20 protein-coding genes are annotated in these 17,815 nt (G+C 37.5%); 13 read left to right on the top strand and 7 right to left on the bottom strand.

Annotated elements, in window-relative coordinates; genetic code table 11:
• The first annotated feature begins 55 nt into the window (after window positions 1–55).
• The 8 genes from era (at window position 56) to smpB (ending at window position 7,510) form a co-directional block, all read left to right on the top strand.
• On the top strand, window positions 56–952 hold the full coding sequence (era, locus tag GPZ88_RS01935; protein ID WP_024343708.1) for a GTPase Era: 897 nt from the start codon (window positions 56–58) through the stop codon (window positions 950–952).
• A gap of 197 nt (window positions 953–1,149) precedes the next feature.
• Window positions 1,150–1,971 (top strand): DNA-formamidopyrimidine glycosylase, encoded by an 822-nt coding sequence (gene mutM / locus GPZ88_RS01930; RefSeq protein WP_166043202.1) that lies wholly within the window; start codon window positions 1,150–1,152, stop codon window positions 1,969–1,971.
• Window positions 1,968–2,555: a dephospho-CoA kinase gene (gene coaE, locus GPZ88_RS01925; protein ID WP_158914319.1), complete on the top strand. Its 588-nt coding sequence runs from the start codon at window positions 1,968–1,970 to the stop codon at window positions 2,553–2,555. The genes mutM and coaE overlap by 4 nt, the downstream gene beginning before the upstream one ends.
• A gap of 133 nt (window positions 2,556–2,688) precedes the next feature.
• Complete coding sequence (locus GPZ88_RS01920; protein ID WP_205402051.1) at window positions 2,689–3,897, top strand: multidrug efflux MFS transporter; 1,209 nt, start codon at window positions 2,689–2,691, stop codon at window positions 3,895–3,897.
• A complete protein-coding gene (gene rpmG / locus GPZ88_RS01915; RefSeq protein WP_074560724.1) occupies window positions 3,894–4,040 on the top strand; it encodes a 50S ribosomal protein L33 in 147 nt (48 codons plus the stop codon). The genes GPZ88_RS01920 and rpmG overlap by 4 nt, the downstream gene beginning before the upstream one ends.
• A 117-nt stretch (window positions 4,041–4,157) precedes the next feature.
• A complete protein-coding gene (gene secG, locus GPZ88_RS01910; protein WP_006532797.1) occupies window positions 4,158–4,394 on the top strand; it encodes a preprotein translocase subunit SecG in 237 nt (78 codons plus the stop codon).
• Window positions 4,395–4,639: 245 nt separating this feature from the next.
• Window positions 4,640–6,985: a ribonuclease R gene (gene rnr / locus GPZ88_RS01905; protein WP_166043200.1), complete on the top strand. Its 2,346-nt coding sequence runs from the start codon at window positions 4,640–4,642 to the stop codon at window positions 6,983–6,985.
• A gap of 57 nt (window positions 6,986–7,042) precedes the next feature.
• Window positions 7,043–7,510, top strand: coding sequence for an SsrA-binding protein SmpB (gene smpB / locus GPZ88_RS01900; RefSeq protein WP_027968471.1), 468 nt, complete (start codon window positions 7,043–7,045; stop codon window positions 7,508–7,510).
• Window positions 7,511–7,547: 37 nt separating this feature from the next.
• Here the strand turns inward: smpB and GPZ88_RS01895 are convergent, their stop codons facing one another.
• Window positions 7,548–7,988: a MarR family winged helix-turn-helix transcriptional regulator gene (locus GPZ88_RS01895; RefSeq protein WP_166043198.1), complete on the bottom strand. Its 441-nt coding sequence runs from the start codon at window positions 7,986–7,988 to the stop codon at window positions 7,548–7,550.
• A gap of 133 nt (window positions 7,989–8,121) precedes the next feature.
• Here GPZ88_RS01895 and GPZ88_RS01890 point away from each other — a divergent pair, with 133 nt between their 5' ends.
• Together GPZ88_RS01890 and GPZ88_RS01885 are read left to right on the top strand one after the other, a co-directional pair.
• Window positions 8,122–8,571 (top strand): ferritin-like domain-containing protein, encoded by a 450-nt coding sequence (locus GPZ88_RS01890; RefSeq protein WP_166043196.1) that lies wholly within the window; start codon window positions 8,122–8,124, stop codon window positions 8,569–8,571.
• A 10-nt stretch (window positions 8,572–8,581) separates the two neighbouring features.
• Window positions 8,582–9,928, top strand: coding sequence for a dihydrolipoyl dehydrogenase family protein (locus GPZ88_RS01885; protein ID WP_166043194.1), 1,347 nt, complete (start codon window positions 8,582–8,584; stop codon window positions 9,926–9,928).
• A gap of 38 nt (window positions 9,929–9,966) precedes the next feature.
• Here the strand turns inward: GPZ88_RS01885 and GPZ88_RS01880 are convergent, their stop codons facing one another.
• From GPZ88_RS01880 to GPZ88_RS01865, 4 genes are all read right to left on the bottom strand, one after another.
• Window positions 9,967–10,644, bottom strand: coding sequence for an NAD(P)H-dependent oxidoreductase (locus GPZ88_RS01880; RefSeq protein ID WP_166043192.1), 678 nt, complete (start codon window positions 10,642–10,644; stop codon window positions 9,967–9,969).
• 87 nt (window positions 10,645–10,731) lie between these two features.
• Window positions 10,732–11,160 carry a MarR family winged helix-turn-helix transcriptional regulator gene (locus tag GPZ88_RS01875; RefSeq protein WP_166043190.1) on the bottom strand — a complete coding sequence of 143 codons (429 nt, stop codon included), beginning with the start codon at window positions 11,158–11,160 and terminating at the stop codon, window positions 10,732–10,734.
• 125 nt (window positions 11,161–11,285) lie between these two features.
• On the bottom strand, window positions 11,286–11,714 hold the full coding sequence (locus tag GPZ88_RS01870) for a MarR family winged helix-turn-helix transcriptional regulator (RefSeq protein ID WP_166043188.1): 429 nt from the start codon (window positions 11,712–11,714) through the stop codon (window positions 11,286–11,288).
• A gap of 173 nt (window positions 11,715–11,887) precedes the next feature.
• Window positions 11,888–12,616 carry a DUF554 domain-containing protein gene (locus GPZ88_RS01865; protein WP_166043186.1) on the bottom strand — a complete coding sequence of 243 codons (729 nt, stop codon included), beginning with the start codon at window positions 12,614–12,616 and terminating at the stop codon, window positions 11,888–11,890.
• A gap of 170 nt (window positions 12,617–12,786) precedes the next feature.
• On the opposite strand from GPZ88_RS01865, the gene GPZ88_RS01860 reads away from it, so the two are divergent.
• Window positions 12,787–13,677: a LysR family transcriptional regulator gene (locus tag GPZ88_RS01860; RefSeq protein ID WP_166043185.1), complete on the top strand. Its 891-nt coding sequence runs from the start codon at window positions 12,787–12,789 to the stop codon at window positions 13,675–13,677.
• 7 nt (window positions 13,678–13,684) lie between these two features.
• Here GPZ88_RS01860 and GPZ88_RS01855 read toward each other — a convergent pair whose 3' ends face one another.
• Both GPZ88_RS01855 and GPZ88_RS01850 read right to left on the bottom strand, forming a co-directional pair.
• Window positions 13,685–14,188, bottom strand: coding sequence for an NAD(+) diphosphatase (locus GPZ88_RS01855; RefSeq protein WP_157629252.1), 504 nt, complete (start codon window positions 14,186–14,188; stop codon window positions 13,685–13,687).
• Between the two features lie 105 nt (window positions 14,189–14,293).
• Window positions 14,294–15,379: a M24 family metallopeptidase gene (locus GPZ88_RS01850; RefSeq protein WP_158914303.1), complete on the bottom strand. Its 1,086-nt coding sequence runs from the start codon at window positions 15,377–15,379 to the stop codon at window positions 14,294–14,296.
• A 338-nt stretch (window positions 15,380–15,717) separates the two neighbouring features.
• Between GPZ88_RS01850 and ccpA the strand changes: the two genes are divergently transcribed.
• Window positions 15,718–16,722 carry a catabolite control protein A gene (gene ccpA / locus GPZ88_RS01845; protein ID WP_074481405.1) on the top strand — a complete coding sequence of 335 codons (1,005 nt, stop codon included), beginning with the start codon at window positions 15,718–15,720 and terminating at the stop codon, window positions 16,720–16,722.
• Window positions 16,723–16,816: 94 nt separating this feature from the next.
• On the top strand, window positions 16,817–17,815 hold the full coding sequence (locus GPZ88_RS01840; RefSeq protein WP_166043183.1) for an LTA glycolipid anchor biosynthesis glycosyltransferase, IagA/BgsA family: 999 nt from the start codon (window positions 16,817–16,819) through the stop codon (window positions 17,813–17,815).

The following is a 17,815-nucleotide window of genomic DNA, read 5'->3' as shown; positions in this document are numbered from 1 at the left end:
ATTATTTTTATAGGAAATTGAAAGGAGTAGGGGCGTTTGACGTCCTTTATATCTTATGTTTAAATCAGGTTTCGTAGCGATTTTGGGTCGCCCAAATGTTGGTAAATCAACATTCTTGAACCACGTGATGGGGCAAAAAATTGCTATCATGAGCGACAAAGCTCAAACAACTCGTAATAAAATTATGGGTATCTACACAACTGATACCGAACAAATCGTCTTTATCGACACACCAGGTATTCACAAACCAAAAACAGCACTTGGCGATTTCATGGTTGAGTCTGCTTACAGCACACTTCGTGAAGTAGAAACAGTGCTTTTCATGGTGCCAGCTGACGAAAAACGCGGTAAAGGTGATGACATGATTATCGAACGTTTGAAAGCTGCCAAAATTCCAGTTATTTTGGTTATCAACAAAATCGATAAAGTTCACCCAGACCAACTTTTGGAACAAATCGATGATTTCCGTAGTCAAATGGATTTCAAAGAAATTGTGCCAATCTCAGCTCTTCAAGGAAACAATGTTGAAACACTTCTTAATATCTTAAAAGATAATTTGGAAGAAGGTTTCCAATATTTCCCTGAAGACCAAATCACTGACCACCCAGAACGTTTCTTGGTATCAGAAATGATTCGTGAAAAAATCTTGAAGTTGACCGAACAAGAAGTGCCACACTCTGTTGCAGTTATCGTTGATTCAATGAAACGTGATCCAGAGACAGACAAGGTTCACATTCGTGCAACAATCATGGTTGAACGTGACAGCCAAAAAGGTATTATCATCGGTAAAAAAGGCGCTATGCTTAAGAAGATTGGTAAAATGGCTCGCCGTGATATTGAAATTATGCTTGGTGACAAGGTTTATCTTGAAACTTGGGTTAAAGTTAAGAAAAACTGGCGTGATAAAAAACTTGACCTCGCTGACTTTGGTTACAACGAGAAAGAATATTAATAGGTCATTTAATTAGGAGGTGTCGTTTAAGCACCTCCTCTTTTCAAATAATATTTAGAAAGGAGCGCCAAGCGGTTGGTTGACTAGAACCCGCCTACGACTCTTTGAAAAAAGATAAATGGTGACTAGGTGTTTATCACCGTCGTCCCATTTCCTATTTTTCTTTGAGTCGCTTAACGGCTTGGTATCGTATTATTATGCCGGAATTACCTGAGGTTGAGACTGTTCGTCGTGGTCTTGAGCGTTTGATTGTTGGGCGAAAAATTGTATCGGTTGATGTTCGTGTGCCGAAAATGGTTAAAACGGATTTAAGTGCTTTTGAGTCTGATTTACTTGGTCAAACCATTCAGTCGATTGGTAGACGTGGGAAGTACTTGCTGCTGAACCTAGATGAGCAAGTGATTATTTCTCATCTGAGAATGGAAGGAAAATATTTGCTGTTTGAACACCAGGTTCCTGAGGATAAACATTTTCATATCTTTTTTGGTTTAGATGATGGGTCGACTTTGGTTTATAAGGATGTTCGGAAATTTGGAACCATGGAGTTAATAGCTAAAAGTCAGGTTGTGGCTTATTTCCAAAAAAGAAAATTAGGTCCTGAACCGACTAAGGAAGATTTTGATGTGGCAGAATTTGCTCGAAAATTGTCTGTTTCAAAAAAACTCATAAAGCCTTATCTTTTAGACCAGACTTTGGTGGCTGGTCTTGGAAATATTTATGTGGATGAGGTACTTTGGGCAGCTAAAATTCATCCTGAACGCCAAGCAAATAGTCTTCAAAAAGCTGAAATCAATTTGCTTCACGATGAGATTATCCGTATCTTACAACTTGGGATTAAAAAAGGCGGCTCAACTATCAGGACTTACCAAAATGCGCTTGGTGAAAATGGGACAATGCAAGAGTATTTACAAGTCTACGGAAAAACGGATGAGCCCTGCCCGCGTTGCGCCACACCAATTGAAAAAATAAAAGTAGGAGGTCGCGGGACGCATTTTTGTCCTGCTTGTCAAAAACGATGACAAAAATTATTGGAATTACAGGCGGGATTGCTTCTGGAAAGTCAACCGTTGTTGCTGAAATCAGAAAACATGGCTATCAAGTGATTGATGCTGATCAGGTGGTTCACGAACTTCAGGCGAAAGGTGGAAAACTTTATCAAGCCCTTTGTAACTGGCTTGGCAGTGAGATTCTTCAAGAAAATGGTGAACTCGATCGTAAAAAATTAGGGCAGCTGATTTTTTCAAGTAAAGATATGCTAGAAAAGTCGTCGCGTCTGCAAAATGGTATTATCCGAGAAGAGTTGGCTAGAAGACGAGATGAACTAGCTAAGACTCAAGATGTCTTTTTTATGGATATTCCGCTTTTGATTGAGCATGATTATATGGAGTGGTTTGATGATATTTGGTTGGTTCATCTTGATGAGAAAACACAATTGGAGCGTTTGGTGATGCGTAATCATTTCTCAAAAGAAGAAGCTAAAAAACGCATGGCTAGCCAAATGTCGACAGAAGCTAAAAAGCCTTATGCTGACAAATTGCTAGATAACAGTGGTGACCTTACGGAATTAAAAGCACAAATCAATCAGCTTTTGCAAGAATTATAGGCGATGAATGATTGGAAAATCGTCTGATTTTCTGCATATTTTTCAGGAAAACGTTTTGCGTAGCAAGTTTTTAGTAATTCTTTTGGAATGTGCTATAATAGCAATTGACGTTTTTTTGAAAAGAAGGTGAACAATCATAAGTAACGAAGTTAATTGGAAACAAAATTTACGAGTGGCTTGGCTTGGTAACTTTTTTACTGGGGCAAGCTTTTCGCTTGTTATGCCATTTATGGCTTTGTATGTAGAAGAACTAGGCGCTCCCAAAAATAAAGTTGAATGGTACGCTGGTCTAGCGGTATCTTTATCAGCTTTAGCCTCTGCTTTGATTGCTCCGGTGTGGGGGCGGCTCGCTGACCGATATGGCCGTAAACCGATGATGGTTAGGGCAAGCTTGGTCATGACCTTTACAATGGGTGGCTTGGCTTTTGTTCCTAATGTCTTTTGGCTTTTAGCACTGAGGCTATTAAACGGTCTTTTTTCAGGATACATTCCTAACTCAACAGCCTTGATTGCTAGTCAAGCTCCTAAAAATCGCTCAGGTTATGCTCTTGGGACACTGGCGACTGGGATGATTGGTGGGAGTCTAATTGGCCCCTTGCTTGGAGGAGTGTTGGCTGAATGGTTAGGCATTCGACAAGTCTTTTTACTGGTCGGTTTTATTTTGTTAATCTGTAATTTGCTGACAGTCTTTTTGATTAAAGAAGATTTCAAACCTGTGGCTAAGGCCAATGCTATGTCAACTCGAGAACTCTTTTCATCAATTAAAGACAAGCAAATTCTAATCGGGCTTTTTGTAACAAGTATGATTATCCAAATTTCAGCACAATCTATTGCCCCAATCTTGACGTTGTACATTCGAAATCTTGGACAAACTGAGAATTTGATGTTTGTATCTGGTCTGATTGTGTCTGCTCTTGGTTTTTCAAGTATGTTATCGAGCTCGACTCTTGGTAAAATTGGTGATAAAATAGGTAATCATAGACTACTTTTGATAGCTCTATTTTATAGCTTTAGTATGTACGTCTTGTGTGCCCTTGCCAGAAATTCACTTGAACTCGGAATTGTGCGTTTCATGTACGGTTTTGGTACAGGTGCGCTGATGCCAAGTGTTAACTCACTACTGACTAAAATCACGCCAAGAGAAGGAATTTCACGTATTTTCAGCTATAACCAAATGTTTATGAATATTGGACAAGTCGTTGGACCATTTGTTGGTTCTGCCATTGCGACTGGTATGGGATACCGTTCAGTCTTTTATGTGACAAGTTTGATTGTCTTTGTAAACTTTGTGTGGAGCCTTATCAATTTTAGAAAATATTTGAAAGTTAAGGAAATCGCGTGAGAGTCAAGATTAATTTAAAATGCAGTAGCTGCGGTAGCAAAAATTATTTAACAAGCAAAAATAAAGCAACTCATCCCGACAAAATTCAGGTTCCTAAATACTGTCCCAAAGAGCGAAAAGTAACCCTACATATTGAATCGTAGGGATATTTATGATAGAATAATTAAGACCATAGTGTAGGAAAGGAAATAGAACCCAGAAGCAAAAAGTAGTGGATTTTTTCCCAGAGTTAAGCTTCTGACGCGTTCTTAGTGAAACATATGTACAATGTACTACTGACAGCTTTGCTGGTATTATCTGTTATTATCGTGATTGCCATTTTTATGCAACCACAGAAAAATCCAAGTAGCAACGTATTTGATAACAGCGGTTCAGAAGCTTTATTTGAACGTACTAAAGCGCGTGGCTTCGAAGCGTTTATGCAACGTTTTACAGCAGTTCTAGTTTTCTTTTGGCTAGCAATTGCTCTAGCGCTAGCAATCTTATCAAGTAAATAGATAGCAACTGACGACAAAGCTGCATCTTAGCTTACGTTGGCTGCGCATCTTGAATTTTGTACGAAAATTCATGAGCTGGTCATTCAGCTCATTTTTTATTATTAAGTAAGTAGTGAGGAGTCTGTCCAATAGCGGATTGGAATTTGAAATTCAGTGACTTTTCACAACTTCCATCAAGCTAGAAAACGAGAGGATAGAAGATAGCAGGACTTTTTTGCTAATCGGTCTTGCTTATAATCACAATTATGAATGAAAATATTATTGCTTATTTAAAAGAGCATGGAAAAGTTAATATTAATGATTTAGCTGCTGGTTTGGATATGACTGGCGCTGAAAAATTTCCATTGCTTGTTAAAGAAATTTCACAGTTAGAAAGTCAGGGTGAACTCCGTTTTGATGATAGCGGTAGCCTCGCCCTTCGTAAAAAAGTAGAGAAGAAAAAAGAAATTACAGTCACTGGTGTCTTTCGTGCTAACAAAGCTGGTTTTGGTTTCTTGTCTGTTGATGAGGACGAAGATGACATGTTTGTTGGGCGTAATGATGTTGGTCATGCTATTGACGGCGATACAGTTGAAGCTGTGATTAAGAAACCTGCTAACCGTCTTAAAGGAACAGCAGCTGAAGTCCGTATTGTCGGAATCGTTGAACGTAGTTTAAAAACTGTCGTTGGAAAATTTATCTTAGACGATGAAAAACCAAAATACGCTGGTTACATCAAGTCTAAAAATCAAAAAATCCAACAAAAAATCTACATCAAAAAAGAACCTGTTGTTTTAGATGGAACTGAAATCATCAAGGTTGATATCGATAAATACCCAACGCGTGGTCACGATTACTTTGTTGGTCATGTTCGTGATATCGTTGGTCACCAAGGTGATGTCGGAATTGATGTTCTTGAAGTCCTTGAATCAATGGATATTAAATCAGAATTTCCTGAAGACGTTATGGCTGAAGCCAATGCTGTTCCAGATGCACCATCTGAAAAAGATATGATTGGTCGCGTTGATTTACGTAATGAAATCACCTTTACCATTGATGGTGCTGATGCCAAGGACTTGGATGATGCGGTTCATATCAAACTTTTGGATAACGGTAACTTTGAGTTAGGTGTTCACATCGCTGACGTGTCTTACTATGTCACAGAAGGCTCTGCCCTTAACCGTGAAGCGGTAGCCCGTGGGACATCTGTGTATGTGACTGACCGTGTAGTGCCAATGTTGCCAGAACGTTTGTCAAATGGTATCTGTTCGTTGAATCCAAATGTGGATCGTTTGACACAATCATGCTTGATGGAAATTGACCGTAATGGTCATGTGGTTAATCACCAAATCTGTCAATCAGTCATTAAAACAACTTTCCGTATGACCTATAGTGATGTCAATGACATCATTGCTGGCGATGAAGAGTTGATTGAAAAATACCAGCCAATCGTTGAGTCAATTCACCACATGGCTGCCCTTCACAATATCTTAGAGAAGATGCGCGTGCGTCGTGGGGCACTTAATTTTGATACTAGCGAAGCTAAAATCATTGTCAATGACAAAGGAATGCCAGTTGACATCGTGATTCGTGAGCGTGGTATTGCAGAGCGCATGATTGAATCATTCATGTTAGCAGCTAATGAAACAGTAGCAGAGCACTTTGCAAAACGCAAATTACCATTTATTTACCGTATCCACGAAGATCCAAAAGCTGAAAAATTACAAAAATTCCTTGATTACGCAAGCATTTTTGGCGTTCAAATTCACGGGACAGCTAACAAAATTAGCCAACAAGCTCTGCAAGATTTCATGGCTAAAGTGGAAGGTAAACCAGGTGCAGAAGTTTTGAATATGATGCTTCTTCGCTCAATGCAACAAGCGCGTTATTCTGAACACAATCACGGTCACTATGGTTTGGCTGCTGAATACTATACACACTTTACAAGTCCAATTCGTCGTTACCCTGACCTTCTTGTTCACCGTATGATTCGTGAATACACACAAGTGACAGATGAGAAGATTGAACACTTCAGAAATGTGATTCCAGAATTGGCAACTTCATCTTCAACTCTCGAACGTCGTGCTATTGATGCCGAACGTGTGGTTGAAGCGATGAAAAAAGCTGAATACATGGAAGAATACGTTGGTCAAGAGTTTGACGGTGTGGTGGCTAGTGTCGTGAAATTTGGTATGTTTATCGAATTGCCAAATACCATTGAAGGTCTTGTTCACATCACAACCTTACCAGAATTCTATAATTACAACGAACGTACTTTGACCCTTCAAGGTGAAAAATCAGGTAAAGTCTTCCGCGTTGGTCAACAAATCAAGATTAAATTAATACGTGCCGACAAAGAAACTGGTGATATTGATTTTGAATACATTCCAAGTGATTATGATGTGATTGAAAAAGTGAAGAAATCACGAAAAGACCGTTCTGGAAAAGACAAACGTCGTCCAAAATCTGACAATCACAAAGACCATAAAAAAGACCACAAATCAAATAAACAACGCAATCATAAATCGTCAAAATCATCTTCTAAAAAATCAGGCAAGAAACCTTTCTACAAAGAAGTAGCTAAGAAAAAAACTCGTAAAGCTAAAAAATAAAAGGTGACAAGCCTCATTGCTAACCCAAAAATTTTGACACAAGAGAGGTAGCTTAATATGCCAAAAGGTGAAGGAAATGTCGTTGCCCAAAATAAAAAGGCACGTCATGACTATAATATAGTTGATACCATTGAAGCTGGAATCGTCTTGACAGGAACTGAAATCAAGAGTGTTCGTGCTGCACGTATTCAGCTAAAAGACGGTTACGCTCAAATTAAAAATGGCGAAGCTTGGTTGATTAATGTCCACATTTCTCCTTTTGAACAAGGAAATATCTGGAACCAAGAGCCTGAGCGTACACGTAAATTATTGCTAAAAAAACGTGAAATTGAAAAATTGTCAAATGAATTAAAAGGGACTGGTATGACACTTGTTCCACTAAAAGTTTATTTGAAAAATGGCTTTGCTAAGGTCTTACTTGGTGTGGCAAAAGGTAAACACGATTATGACAAACGTGAGACAATTAAACGCCGTGAACAAGACCGTGACATCAAACGTCAAATGAAAAATTTCAACGCCAGATAATAAAACAAAAAGAGTTTGGATTTAATCCAAACTCTTTTTAAAGCATTTTTTTCAATTCTTCAATCAAGATGTGATTGTCTTCAATCATTTCCTCAATCTTTCCCTGTAAAGCAGGTGTAAATCTTCCTACGCAAGTGTGTAATTCTTGTTCAACATCAGCTTGAAGTGCTTTACCAGTTTGAGTAAGCGAAACGATTAATTGACGCTGATCTTCTTCGGGACGGATCCGTGTTAGATAACCTTTTTCTTCTAAACGTTTAAGAAGCGGTGTCAGTGTATTACTAGCAAGGTCTAATTGCTTTCCTAACTCACGCAAAGGAAGATTATCAGTTTCCCAAAGTGCTAAGAGAACAATATATTGTGTATAGGTTAAATCAAATTTGGCTAGTTTTTGTTTATAAAATTGATTGAAAACCCTATTAGCATTGTAAATAGCAAAACATAGTTGATTAGTTAAGGTAGGATGTTGTTCTGGCATAACGTCCCTTTCTTTGTGTTTACTTGCTCTTATCATAACATAGAAAAAAATAAATGTAAAAGTTGACAACTTGCTTTTTGAGTAGTAAACTATAATCAATCGCGCGCGATTAATTAAAAAAGAGGTCGAAATTATGGAAAATACAATCGAACTATTACAAAAAATCGGAAATAAAATTTTAAATCAGTCTAATACTCATGAACTCGTTGCTTTGAACTTTGAATCACAAGGTTTTACAAAACTTGGTGAAAAATATCGTAGCCACGCTTTGGAAGAACGTGACTTTTCACAAAAACTCTTTAATCGCATTTTAGATTTGGGTGGTAAAATTTGCTATCAAAATCAAGTAAGCTTTGGAGTGCCAGCTAGTCCTTTGGAATGGCTAAGACATGATTTGGAAGTTTCAAAAGAAGGACTGAAAGAATTATTGCCATTGGTTGGTGCTGCATCTAATGATTTGGTGACTTACGATTTGTTAAAAGATTATTATAAAGATGAAGATGATGATTTGCAGTGGACACAGCAACAGTTGGATTTGATTGATGCTATTGGTTATCAAAACTGGTTAACACAACAGCTTTAAGGAGAAGGAAATGACTTACGATTACGATGTGGTTTTTATTGGCTCAGGACATGCTAATTGGCACGCGGCAGTGACATTGTCTCAGGTCGGAAAAAAAGTGGCCATTGTTGAAAAAGATGTTACTGCTGGTACTTGTACCAATTATGGCTGTAATGCCAAATTTTTATTAGACAGTCCATTTGAGTTTATCGATGGTCTTTCACGTTATGAAAAAGCTGGCATTACTGGAAATACTAAGGTTAACTGGCAAGAGCTTATGGCTTATAAAAAATCTGAAATTCCGACTTACGCTCCCCTTATGGAAGGTATGTTTGCGCAAATGCAGATTGATTTGCTAAAAGGTTATGGAAAATTAGTCGACGCTCACACGGTCAGTGTGGATGAGGATAAAGTCAGTGCTGAGTATATCGTTCTTGGAACTGGTCAACGTCCAGCACGTTTAGCCATTAAAGGGCAAGAATATCTTCATGATAGTCGTGATTTCCTTGATTTGGATAAGATGCCAAAACGCATCACCTTTATCGGTGCAGGAATCATTTCTATGGAATTTGCTACCATGGCTGCTAAACTTGGTTCTGAAGTGCATGTTATTGAATACGCCGACAGAGCTTTAGCGGCTTATCAAGAAAATTATGTTGATAGTGTGGTAGCTAAAATGACAACAGAGGGTGTTCACTTCCATTTCAACCAAGCAGTTCAAGCAGTTGAAGAAACTGCCGCTGGTTTACGTGTCACAACGGCGCAAGGTTTGGAATTAGAGACTGATTACATTCTTGATGCAACAGGACGTATTCCAAATGTTGAAAATCTTGGTCTTGATGAACTTGGCATTGCCTACAATCGTTCAGGAATCGTTGTTAATGATCACCTGCAAACTTCTGTGCCAAATATTTTTGCTAGTGGGGATGTCATTGATAAAACAATCCCACGTTTAACGCCAACAGCAAGTTTTGAGTCAGATTATATTGCTGCTTTCATCCTTGGTTTGAATCAGGAAGCTATAAAATACCCAGCTATTCCAAATCTTGTTTACACTTTCCCACGTATTGCACAAGTTGGGGTGAGTGTTGATGAGGCTCGTGAGAATGATGCTTACCGCATTGTTGAGATTCCATTTGGACAACAATTGAAATTCCAGACAAAATTGGAAGATGATGCGCATGTGACACTGATTATTAATCAGAATAAAGAATTGGTCGGCGCTAGCCTTTTAGGTAATGAAGCTGGTGAAATGATCAATCTTTTGACATTGATGATTAATCAAAAAGTCACAGCAAGTGACCTTAGTCAGATGATTTTTGCTTTCCCAGGCACAACTAGCGGATTAATTAGCGCAGTAAAAATGGCATTAATGTAAGTAAAAAAGCTTGAACGGATGTTCAAGTTTTTTATCTATTATTCGAGCCAAGTAATGACTTCATTTTTAGGTTTACGTGAGCGTGGGTGTTTTGGATCGCGTAGACGATAACCAAATGATACCATGCTTGCAATGCCTTCTTTATCAGGATTAATAATGCCTGCTTTGGCAAGAATAGCATTGACTTTGTCATAGTTAAAGCCTTCGATTGGGCAAGAATCAATACCAATCATGCTGGCTGATGTCATCATATTTCCAAGAGCAATGTAGGTTTGCTTAGCGGTCCAATCAAAGAGGGCGCGTGGATTATCAGCAGTTTTCATATCATTTTTTTGGAATGATTCGTAAGTGGCTAAACGACTGTTTAGGGCATCACCTTTACCGAGACCACGTCGAACGAGGCTATCTTTGACAGAGTCAGAATCATAGCGTGCATTTTTTTCTGCAAGTAACAAAACAAAATGACTGGCTGTATCAAGTTGAGACTGTGCTCCCCAAGCAACAGCTTTTAAGTCATCACGAAGTTTTTCAATTTGCTTACGATTAAGGACAACAAAACGCCAAGCCTCTAAACCAATTGAAGAAGGACTTAACCATGCTGTGTCAAGGATGAATTCCATATCTTCACGTGAAATCTCTTGGTCATTGTAGACACGTACGGCAACTCGATGGTCAAAGGCATCGAGAACTTGTTTTTTGATAGCTTCTTTACTCATGCTAGCCTCCCAGTTTTTCTTTCTATCATAGCATTTTCAGCTAGTTTTAGCCAGTTTTCAGGCATAAGAAAAAGAGCTTAAGCTCTTTTATTTTAGTTGATTTATCAGATGATTAATTTGGTCAATCAGATTGTTAAAATCGCAAGGTTGAGAGATTTCCATAAATTCTTGTCGCGTTTTATGAAAGACTTCCCAGATGATGGGGATAATTTCTCTTCCTCTATCGGTAATATAGACACGTTTTGTTCGTCCATCACGAGCGATAGCGACAAAATCTCTACTGGCTAGTTTATCGATGATTTTTGTTAAAGAAGGCGGAGCAATACAAAGGATATTAGCTAGGTCTTTATAACGTTTACCATTTTCTTGGTTTAAAATAAAAAGAACGAGAGCATAGGAATGTGACATTCCGATTTCTCTAAAAGCTTCTTCCGTAAATTTATCAAGAGCGCGATCCAATCTTTTGACCGAAAAGAATAGGCAACCATCCAATACCTCTTGAATATTATCGGACACGATGATCTCCTTGAAAATAAGTTTACAGTGACTATCTTAACACAGTTGCAGATAGATGACAAATCTGTCATAATTTTGGCATTTAAAAAAGGCCATGACAATGTTCAGTCAAGACCCTTAAAAAATTATTGTAATTGGTTAGCAATTTGGTTTAGTTCAGTAAGAAGGTTATCGGAAAAACCGGTTTTGACCAAACGATTGAATTCTTCTTGTGTCTCAATGTGAGCTTGAATAATATCTGGAATTATTGCCTTTCCTTTATCTGTGAGGTAGACACGTTTGGTACGTCCTTCACAAACGACTTTAACAAATCCTTTGTGGACAAGTTTTTCGATAAGTCTTGTCATAGATGGGGCTGCAATGCAGAGCATTTTAGCCAAGTCTTTTTGAATTTTGCCATTTTCATGACTTAAAATCAGAAGAATATAAGTGTAACATAGATTTAAACCGACTTTTTGAAAGGCATTTTCGGTTAATCTATCAAGTGCTCGATTTAGTTTTTTTACGGTAAAAAACAAACAAGAGTCCAAGTAATCTTGGGCAGAATTGGGCATAGAATTCTCCTTTTATTTTTAATTATAGACAATATGTTAGCAAACTAAGGATAAAATGACAAATAATATGCTCAAGAAAATGTATTCATAATTGTTGATGTGAAAACGTTTATTAAAAAATAAGTTCCAAAAGCACGAAACTCATTTTCTAATTTTTCTAAAATTATTAGATTCTATAATAATGGCATGATGACATTGACCCAGAACCACGATAAAGGCATAACAAGAACCATTGCTGGAATCATATCAGCTGTTGGAAACATTTTGACACGAATCATACGAAAACCTGTTGCGACCATCAAGAAACCACCACAGGCTTTGAAATCAGCAATCATATCAGGCGTTGTTAATGGGACGATGATCCCCGCAAGTAAGAAAAGAGCGGTAAAAATGACAAACTGTGGAATAGCAATCAAAGAAACCACAAAGCCAAGGTTACAAGCGAAGATTGCTGCGGTAAAGAAATCAAGAATTGATTTTGAAATCAGGATAGTTGAGTCACCAGTCATCCCAGAATCAAGACTACCATAGATACCAGTACCGCTAGCGCAGAAAAGAACGATAACAGTTAGTAAAGTTGCTAAAAATTCATCGTTTGATAGTTGGCTGTGTTTTTGTGGCAAGATTTTTGAAACAGCTTTTTGCATCAAAGAGCCACCTTTATTAATCCATTCACCAAGATTAATCGCAAGTCCGATAGCTGTACCAACAACGATAGCAAAGATGACTGCAGGCATGTATTTCATGAGTCCAATGGATGAAATCCCCATTCCCATTGAACAAACGCCAAAGATAAGATTTAATTGGTTTTTAAAATCCTCGGACAAGATATGACCAAAAATTTCACCGAGAATTCCGCCAAAAATAATGGCAAATGAATTGATGATGACACCAGTTGGCATAAAATTCCTCCTTTTTGATAGTAAAAATAAGACAAAAAAATAAGCTCACTTGTGCAAAGTGACTTAACTTGAAACCATAAGGTCATTAACTAGTGTAACACGATTTAGCCAAAAATCAATTTGCTTTTGGTGATGAGATATTCTAAAATGGAATAAAAAGGAGGCTGCTGATGAATCTTCAAAAATTACAAGTTTTTTTAACCTTGTGTGAGACTCTTAATTATACTGAAACAGCTGAGCGTTTGTACATTAGCCAAGGAAATGTGTCAAAGCAAATCATGGCATTAGAAAAAGAACTCGGGGTGCAGCTATTTGACCGCAGCCATCGTCATATCAGAATCACCAAGGAAGGGCAAGTGGTTGAAGCTCATGCCAGACGGATTTTAGACAGTTACCAACAGATGACTGTGGAGCTTTCGCAGTTACAGGAAGAAAAAGAGCACGAGCTTTTACTTCATGGCATTCCAAGTATGCCTTTTTATGCTATCATCTCTGAAATTGCAGGCTTTAAAAAAAGCCATATGAATTTTGAGGTTAGTGTTGAAGAAGAAGAGGCAGATGTCTTGTTGGATAATCTCCTTAAACACAAGTGTGATATTATTTTTGCGAGACAATTTAATGATAAATTGCCAAAAGAAGTTGAAATGCTCACCATTGATCAAGACCGTTGGGTGGTTGTTTTGCCAAGTCAGCATCCTTTAGCAAGAAAAGAAAGCATCAATCTTAAAGAATTAGAAGGAGAAAAATTCTTACAACTTAGCGAGAAAACGCAGCTATTACAGCCTCTATTAGAATTATGTCATGCTTATCAGTTTGATCCCAAGATTACCTATAAAGGGAATCGTATTAATTTAATTATTGATTTTATCGAAAATGATTTAGGGCTTTCTCTCATGATGGAAAAGATGGTTAGACCTTTTGAGGGCAAGCAGATTATTTGGCGACCACTTGATATTGAGACAGAGTCTCTGATGGTCTTGATGAAATTAAAGACAAATAAATCAGAAGCTGTCCAACAATTTTGGCAAGAAATGCAAGAAAAGTATGCAAAAAAGGATTGAGTTTTTCTCAATCCTTTTTGATTTTAGCTAAAAATTCTAGTAAAAAACTTTCGGCAAGAGAACCGTCTTTGATAGCTTTTTTGGCATCTTCGATTGAAAACCAGTCCCAGTCATCAATCTCGTGATTTGGAGTGATGTCTCCAGTTACTGTTGCAGCAAAATTAATCATGAGTGAATTGCTGCGTTCGTAGTACTTAGTGGCGTTAAAGGTTAAGGATTTAACTTTCAAGCCTAATTCCTCGTTGATTTCTCTAGCGACAGTAGCCTCAGCATTTTCGCCTTGTGACACATAACCAGCTAGCAAAATGTGTTCAGTCATCTTGTACTGTTTGATTAAGAGAATTTTGTCATGACTTTCGTTAAATAAAATGGCACTGATAGCTGTATTAAAGACAGGAAAGCGAAAGCTATTACACTGAGAACAATAAGGAATGTCACCTTCGTCTTTTAAGAATTTCTTTTCTAAAGGGTGCCCACATTCGGGACAATAAGTCATTGTTTTATAAAACATAAGAGCCTCTTTTTGGATTTCTTAGGCTCATTTTAGCAGTAATTGAGGTTTCCTGCAATATAAAAACTTCCTAGTGCTACTAGGAAGTTTTTAGGGTTATGAGAATTATCCTTCAAAATAAAGCAATTCTTTTGGTGTGTGTGTGAAGACTTCAAAGCCAGATTTTGTGACGTGACCACAATCTTCGATACGAACACCAACTTTGCCAGGAATGTAGATACCAGGTTCAACTGAGAAACACATACCTTCTTGGATTTCCATATCATTACCTTCCATGATTGAAGGGAATTCGTGACAAGTCATTCCAATACCGTGTCCAAGACGGTGGTTGAAGTATTCACCGTAACCTGCTTTTTCAATGACTTTACGAGCAGCAGCATCCACTTCACTAGCAAGAACACCAGGTTTGATGAACTCTAGGGCTGCCATGTGAGCTTCTAAACATAAGTTGTAAATGTCTTTTTTGAATTGGTCAGGTTTACCAACGGCAACAGTACGAGTCATATCACTAGCGTAACCATGCATATCTGTTCCAAGGTCAAACAAAAGCAAAGCATTGTTTTCGATTTTGTTTGTGCCTGGGATACCGTGTGGGTTAGCGGCATTATTACCAGTCAAGACCATAGTGTCGAAACTCATTTTTTCAACACCTTGTTTTTTCATTTCGAATTCAATCATGGCGATAATGTCAGTTTCAGTGTTGTTAAGTGAGATGTTATCGAAACCAACTTTAACAGCTTTATCAGCGAACTGACCAGCTACCATCATTTTATCGATTTCATCTTGAGATTTGATAAGGCGCATTTTTTGAACGAAAGGAGTAAGGTCTTCAAAACGTCCATCAAAAACAGTTTGCAAACCTTGGAATTTAGTAACGTTCAAATTATCAAATTCAGCAAGAATTTTGGCGCTATCAACTGAAGGAAGACCGTTTTTAATTTTTTCCCATGGATTTTCTGAATCAACGTAGCCAAAAACAGGGAAATTGACGATTTGGCTGGCGCGTGCGACTTCAAGCGCAGGGACGAAAAGTGCTGGTTCACGGTCAGCGTAAACAAACAAGAACATTTGACGTTCGTGTGGATCGCAGAAGAAACCAGTCAAATAGTTAACAGTTACTGGATCAGAGAAAACAGCGATATTTGCTTTTTCTTGATTCAAATATGAGCGGATTTGATCTAATTTAGACATGAGAAACCTTCTTTCTAATTACCCCCATTTTTTCAAAAAAATCACAAAAAATCAAGAGTTGAAGTCGAAAAAATTAAATGCACTTAATTTTCATAAAATCATGCTAAAAAAGTTTAAAAAGATAAAAGAGTTTCAGAAGTTTACAAAAAGTTAGCAGAAAATTTTCTGAAAATAACTACTTTTTGACTTTTTTAGCCTTTTATGAGAAAAATAACCTTTTAAACGTTTTCAAAATATGAAAAGTTTTCAAAAATTCTAAGTTTGCACTTGAAAGTGTTTCCAAAAGGTGCTAAAATATTTGTGAAAGCGAAATTTTCAAATAGAAAGGAAGTCCAATAATGAACACTGATGATACGATTACAATTTATGATGTTGCACGAGAAGCAGGCGTCTCAATGGCAACAGTTAGTCGTGTTGTAAATGGCAATAAAAATGTAAAGGAAAACACTCGTAAAAAAGTCCTTGAAGTTATTGACCGTTTAGACTATCGTCCAAATGCAGTTGCTCGTGGTTTGGCAAGTAAGAAAACGACAACTGTTGGTGTTGTTATTCCAAATATCGCTAATAGCTATTTCTCAATTTTAGCGAAAGGTATCGACGATATTGCTGCAATGTACAAATACAATATCGTTCTTGCGTCAAGTGATGAAGATGACGATAAAGAAGTTAATGTTGTTAACACTTTGTTTGCAAAACAAGTGGACGGTATTATCTTCATGGGACACCATTTAACTGAAAAAATTCGTGCAGAGTTCTCTCGCTCACGCACACCAGTGGTTCTAGCAGGAACAGTTGATTTAGAACACCAACTTCCAAGTGTTAATATTGATTACAAAGCTGCCGTGGCTGATGTTGTTGATATTTTGGCTAAAAATAACAAAGATATTGCCTTTGTTTCAGGACCACTTATTGATGACATTAACGGTAAAGTTCGTCTTGCAGGATACAAAGAAGGACTTGAAAAGAACAACCTATCATTCAAAGAAGGACTTGTATTTGAAGCTAACTACAACTACAAAGATGGTTATGAACTAGCTCAACGCGTGATGAATTCAGGTGCTACAGCTGCATATGTTGCTGAAGACGAACTAGCTGCAGGTCTTTTGAATGGATTGTTTGCCGCAGGTAAAAAAGTTCCTGAAGACTTTGAAATTCTTACAAGTAATGATTCACCAATCACATCATACACTCGTCCAAACCTAAGCTCAATTAGCCAACCGGTTTATGACCTTGGTGCGGTAAGTATGCGTATGTTGACTAAAATCATGAACAAAGAAGAACTTGAAGAAAAAGAAATTATTCTTAATCATGGTCTTAAATTGCGTGGTACTACACGTCAATAATTTCCAAAAAAGGATACTATGACAAAATCAGCCTTTGGGCTGATTTTTTTTAGTCTTAGTGAAAAAAATTACAAAATAAGCTATAATAGAATTTATGAAAGTTTTACTGTATTTGGAAGCCGAAAATTATTTAAGAAAATCAGGAATTGGTCGTGCCATCAAGCACCAAGAGCGTGCTCTTAGCATGGTTGGCCAAAATTATACAACAAATCCAAACGATGACTATGATTTGGTTCATATCAATACTTATGGTATTAAGAGTTGGAAATTATTGAAAAAATCCAAAAAAGCGGGTAAAAAAGTGTTGATGCATGGTCATTCTACCGAGGAAGATTTTCGCGACTCTTTTATCGGCTCTAATTTAGTATCACCAATTTTTAGATGGTATCTTTGTCATTTCTATAATAATGCGGATGCTATTATTACACCGACTGAATACTCAAAATCATTAATTAGTGGTTATGGCGTTGACAAGCCGATTTATGCCGTTTCAAATGGGATTGATTTGTCTCGTTATGTTCCAAATCCAGCTAAAGAAGAAGCTTTTAGACGTCATTTTGGTATTAAACCAGATGAAAAAGTTGTGATTTGTGCTGGGCTTTATTTCATGCGAAAAGGTATTGATGACTTTGTTAAAGTAGCAGAGCAAATGCCTGATGTGCGTTTTATTTGGTTTGGTGAGACTAATAAATGGGTTATTCCTCATAAAGTACGAAGCATTGTGACACGTAAGCATCCCGATAATGTGATTTTTGCTGGTTACATTAAAGGGGATGTTTTTGAAGGTGCTATGAGTGGGGCAGATGCATTCTTCTTCCCGAGTCGTGAGGAAACAGAAGGAATTGTCGTTCTTGAAGCACTTGCTAGTCACCAACATGTGGTTTTGCGAGATATTCCTGTTTATCACGGCTGGGTTGACAGTAGCTGTGCGGAGTTAGCACAAGATGTTCCTGGTTTTGTTAAAGCCCTTCGCAAGGTTTTATCAGGAAATAGCGAAAAACAAGAGGCAGGTTATCATATTGCTCAAAGTCGTAGTATTGATAAAGTTGCTCATGAATTAGTTGATGTTTATCACAAAGTAATGGAGTTGTAA

Source organism: Streptococcus ruminicola, assembly GCF_011387195.1.
GTDB classification, from domain to species: Bacteria; Bacillota; Bacilli; order Lactobacillales; family Streptococcaceae; genus Streptococcus; species Streptococcus ruminicola.
This window is presented reverse-complemented; position numbering and strand designations above follow the sequence as displayed.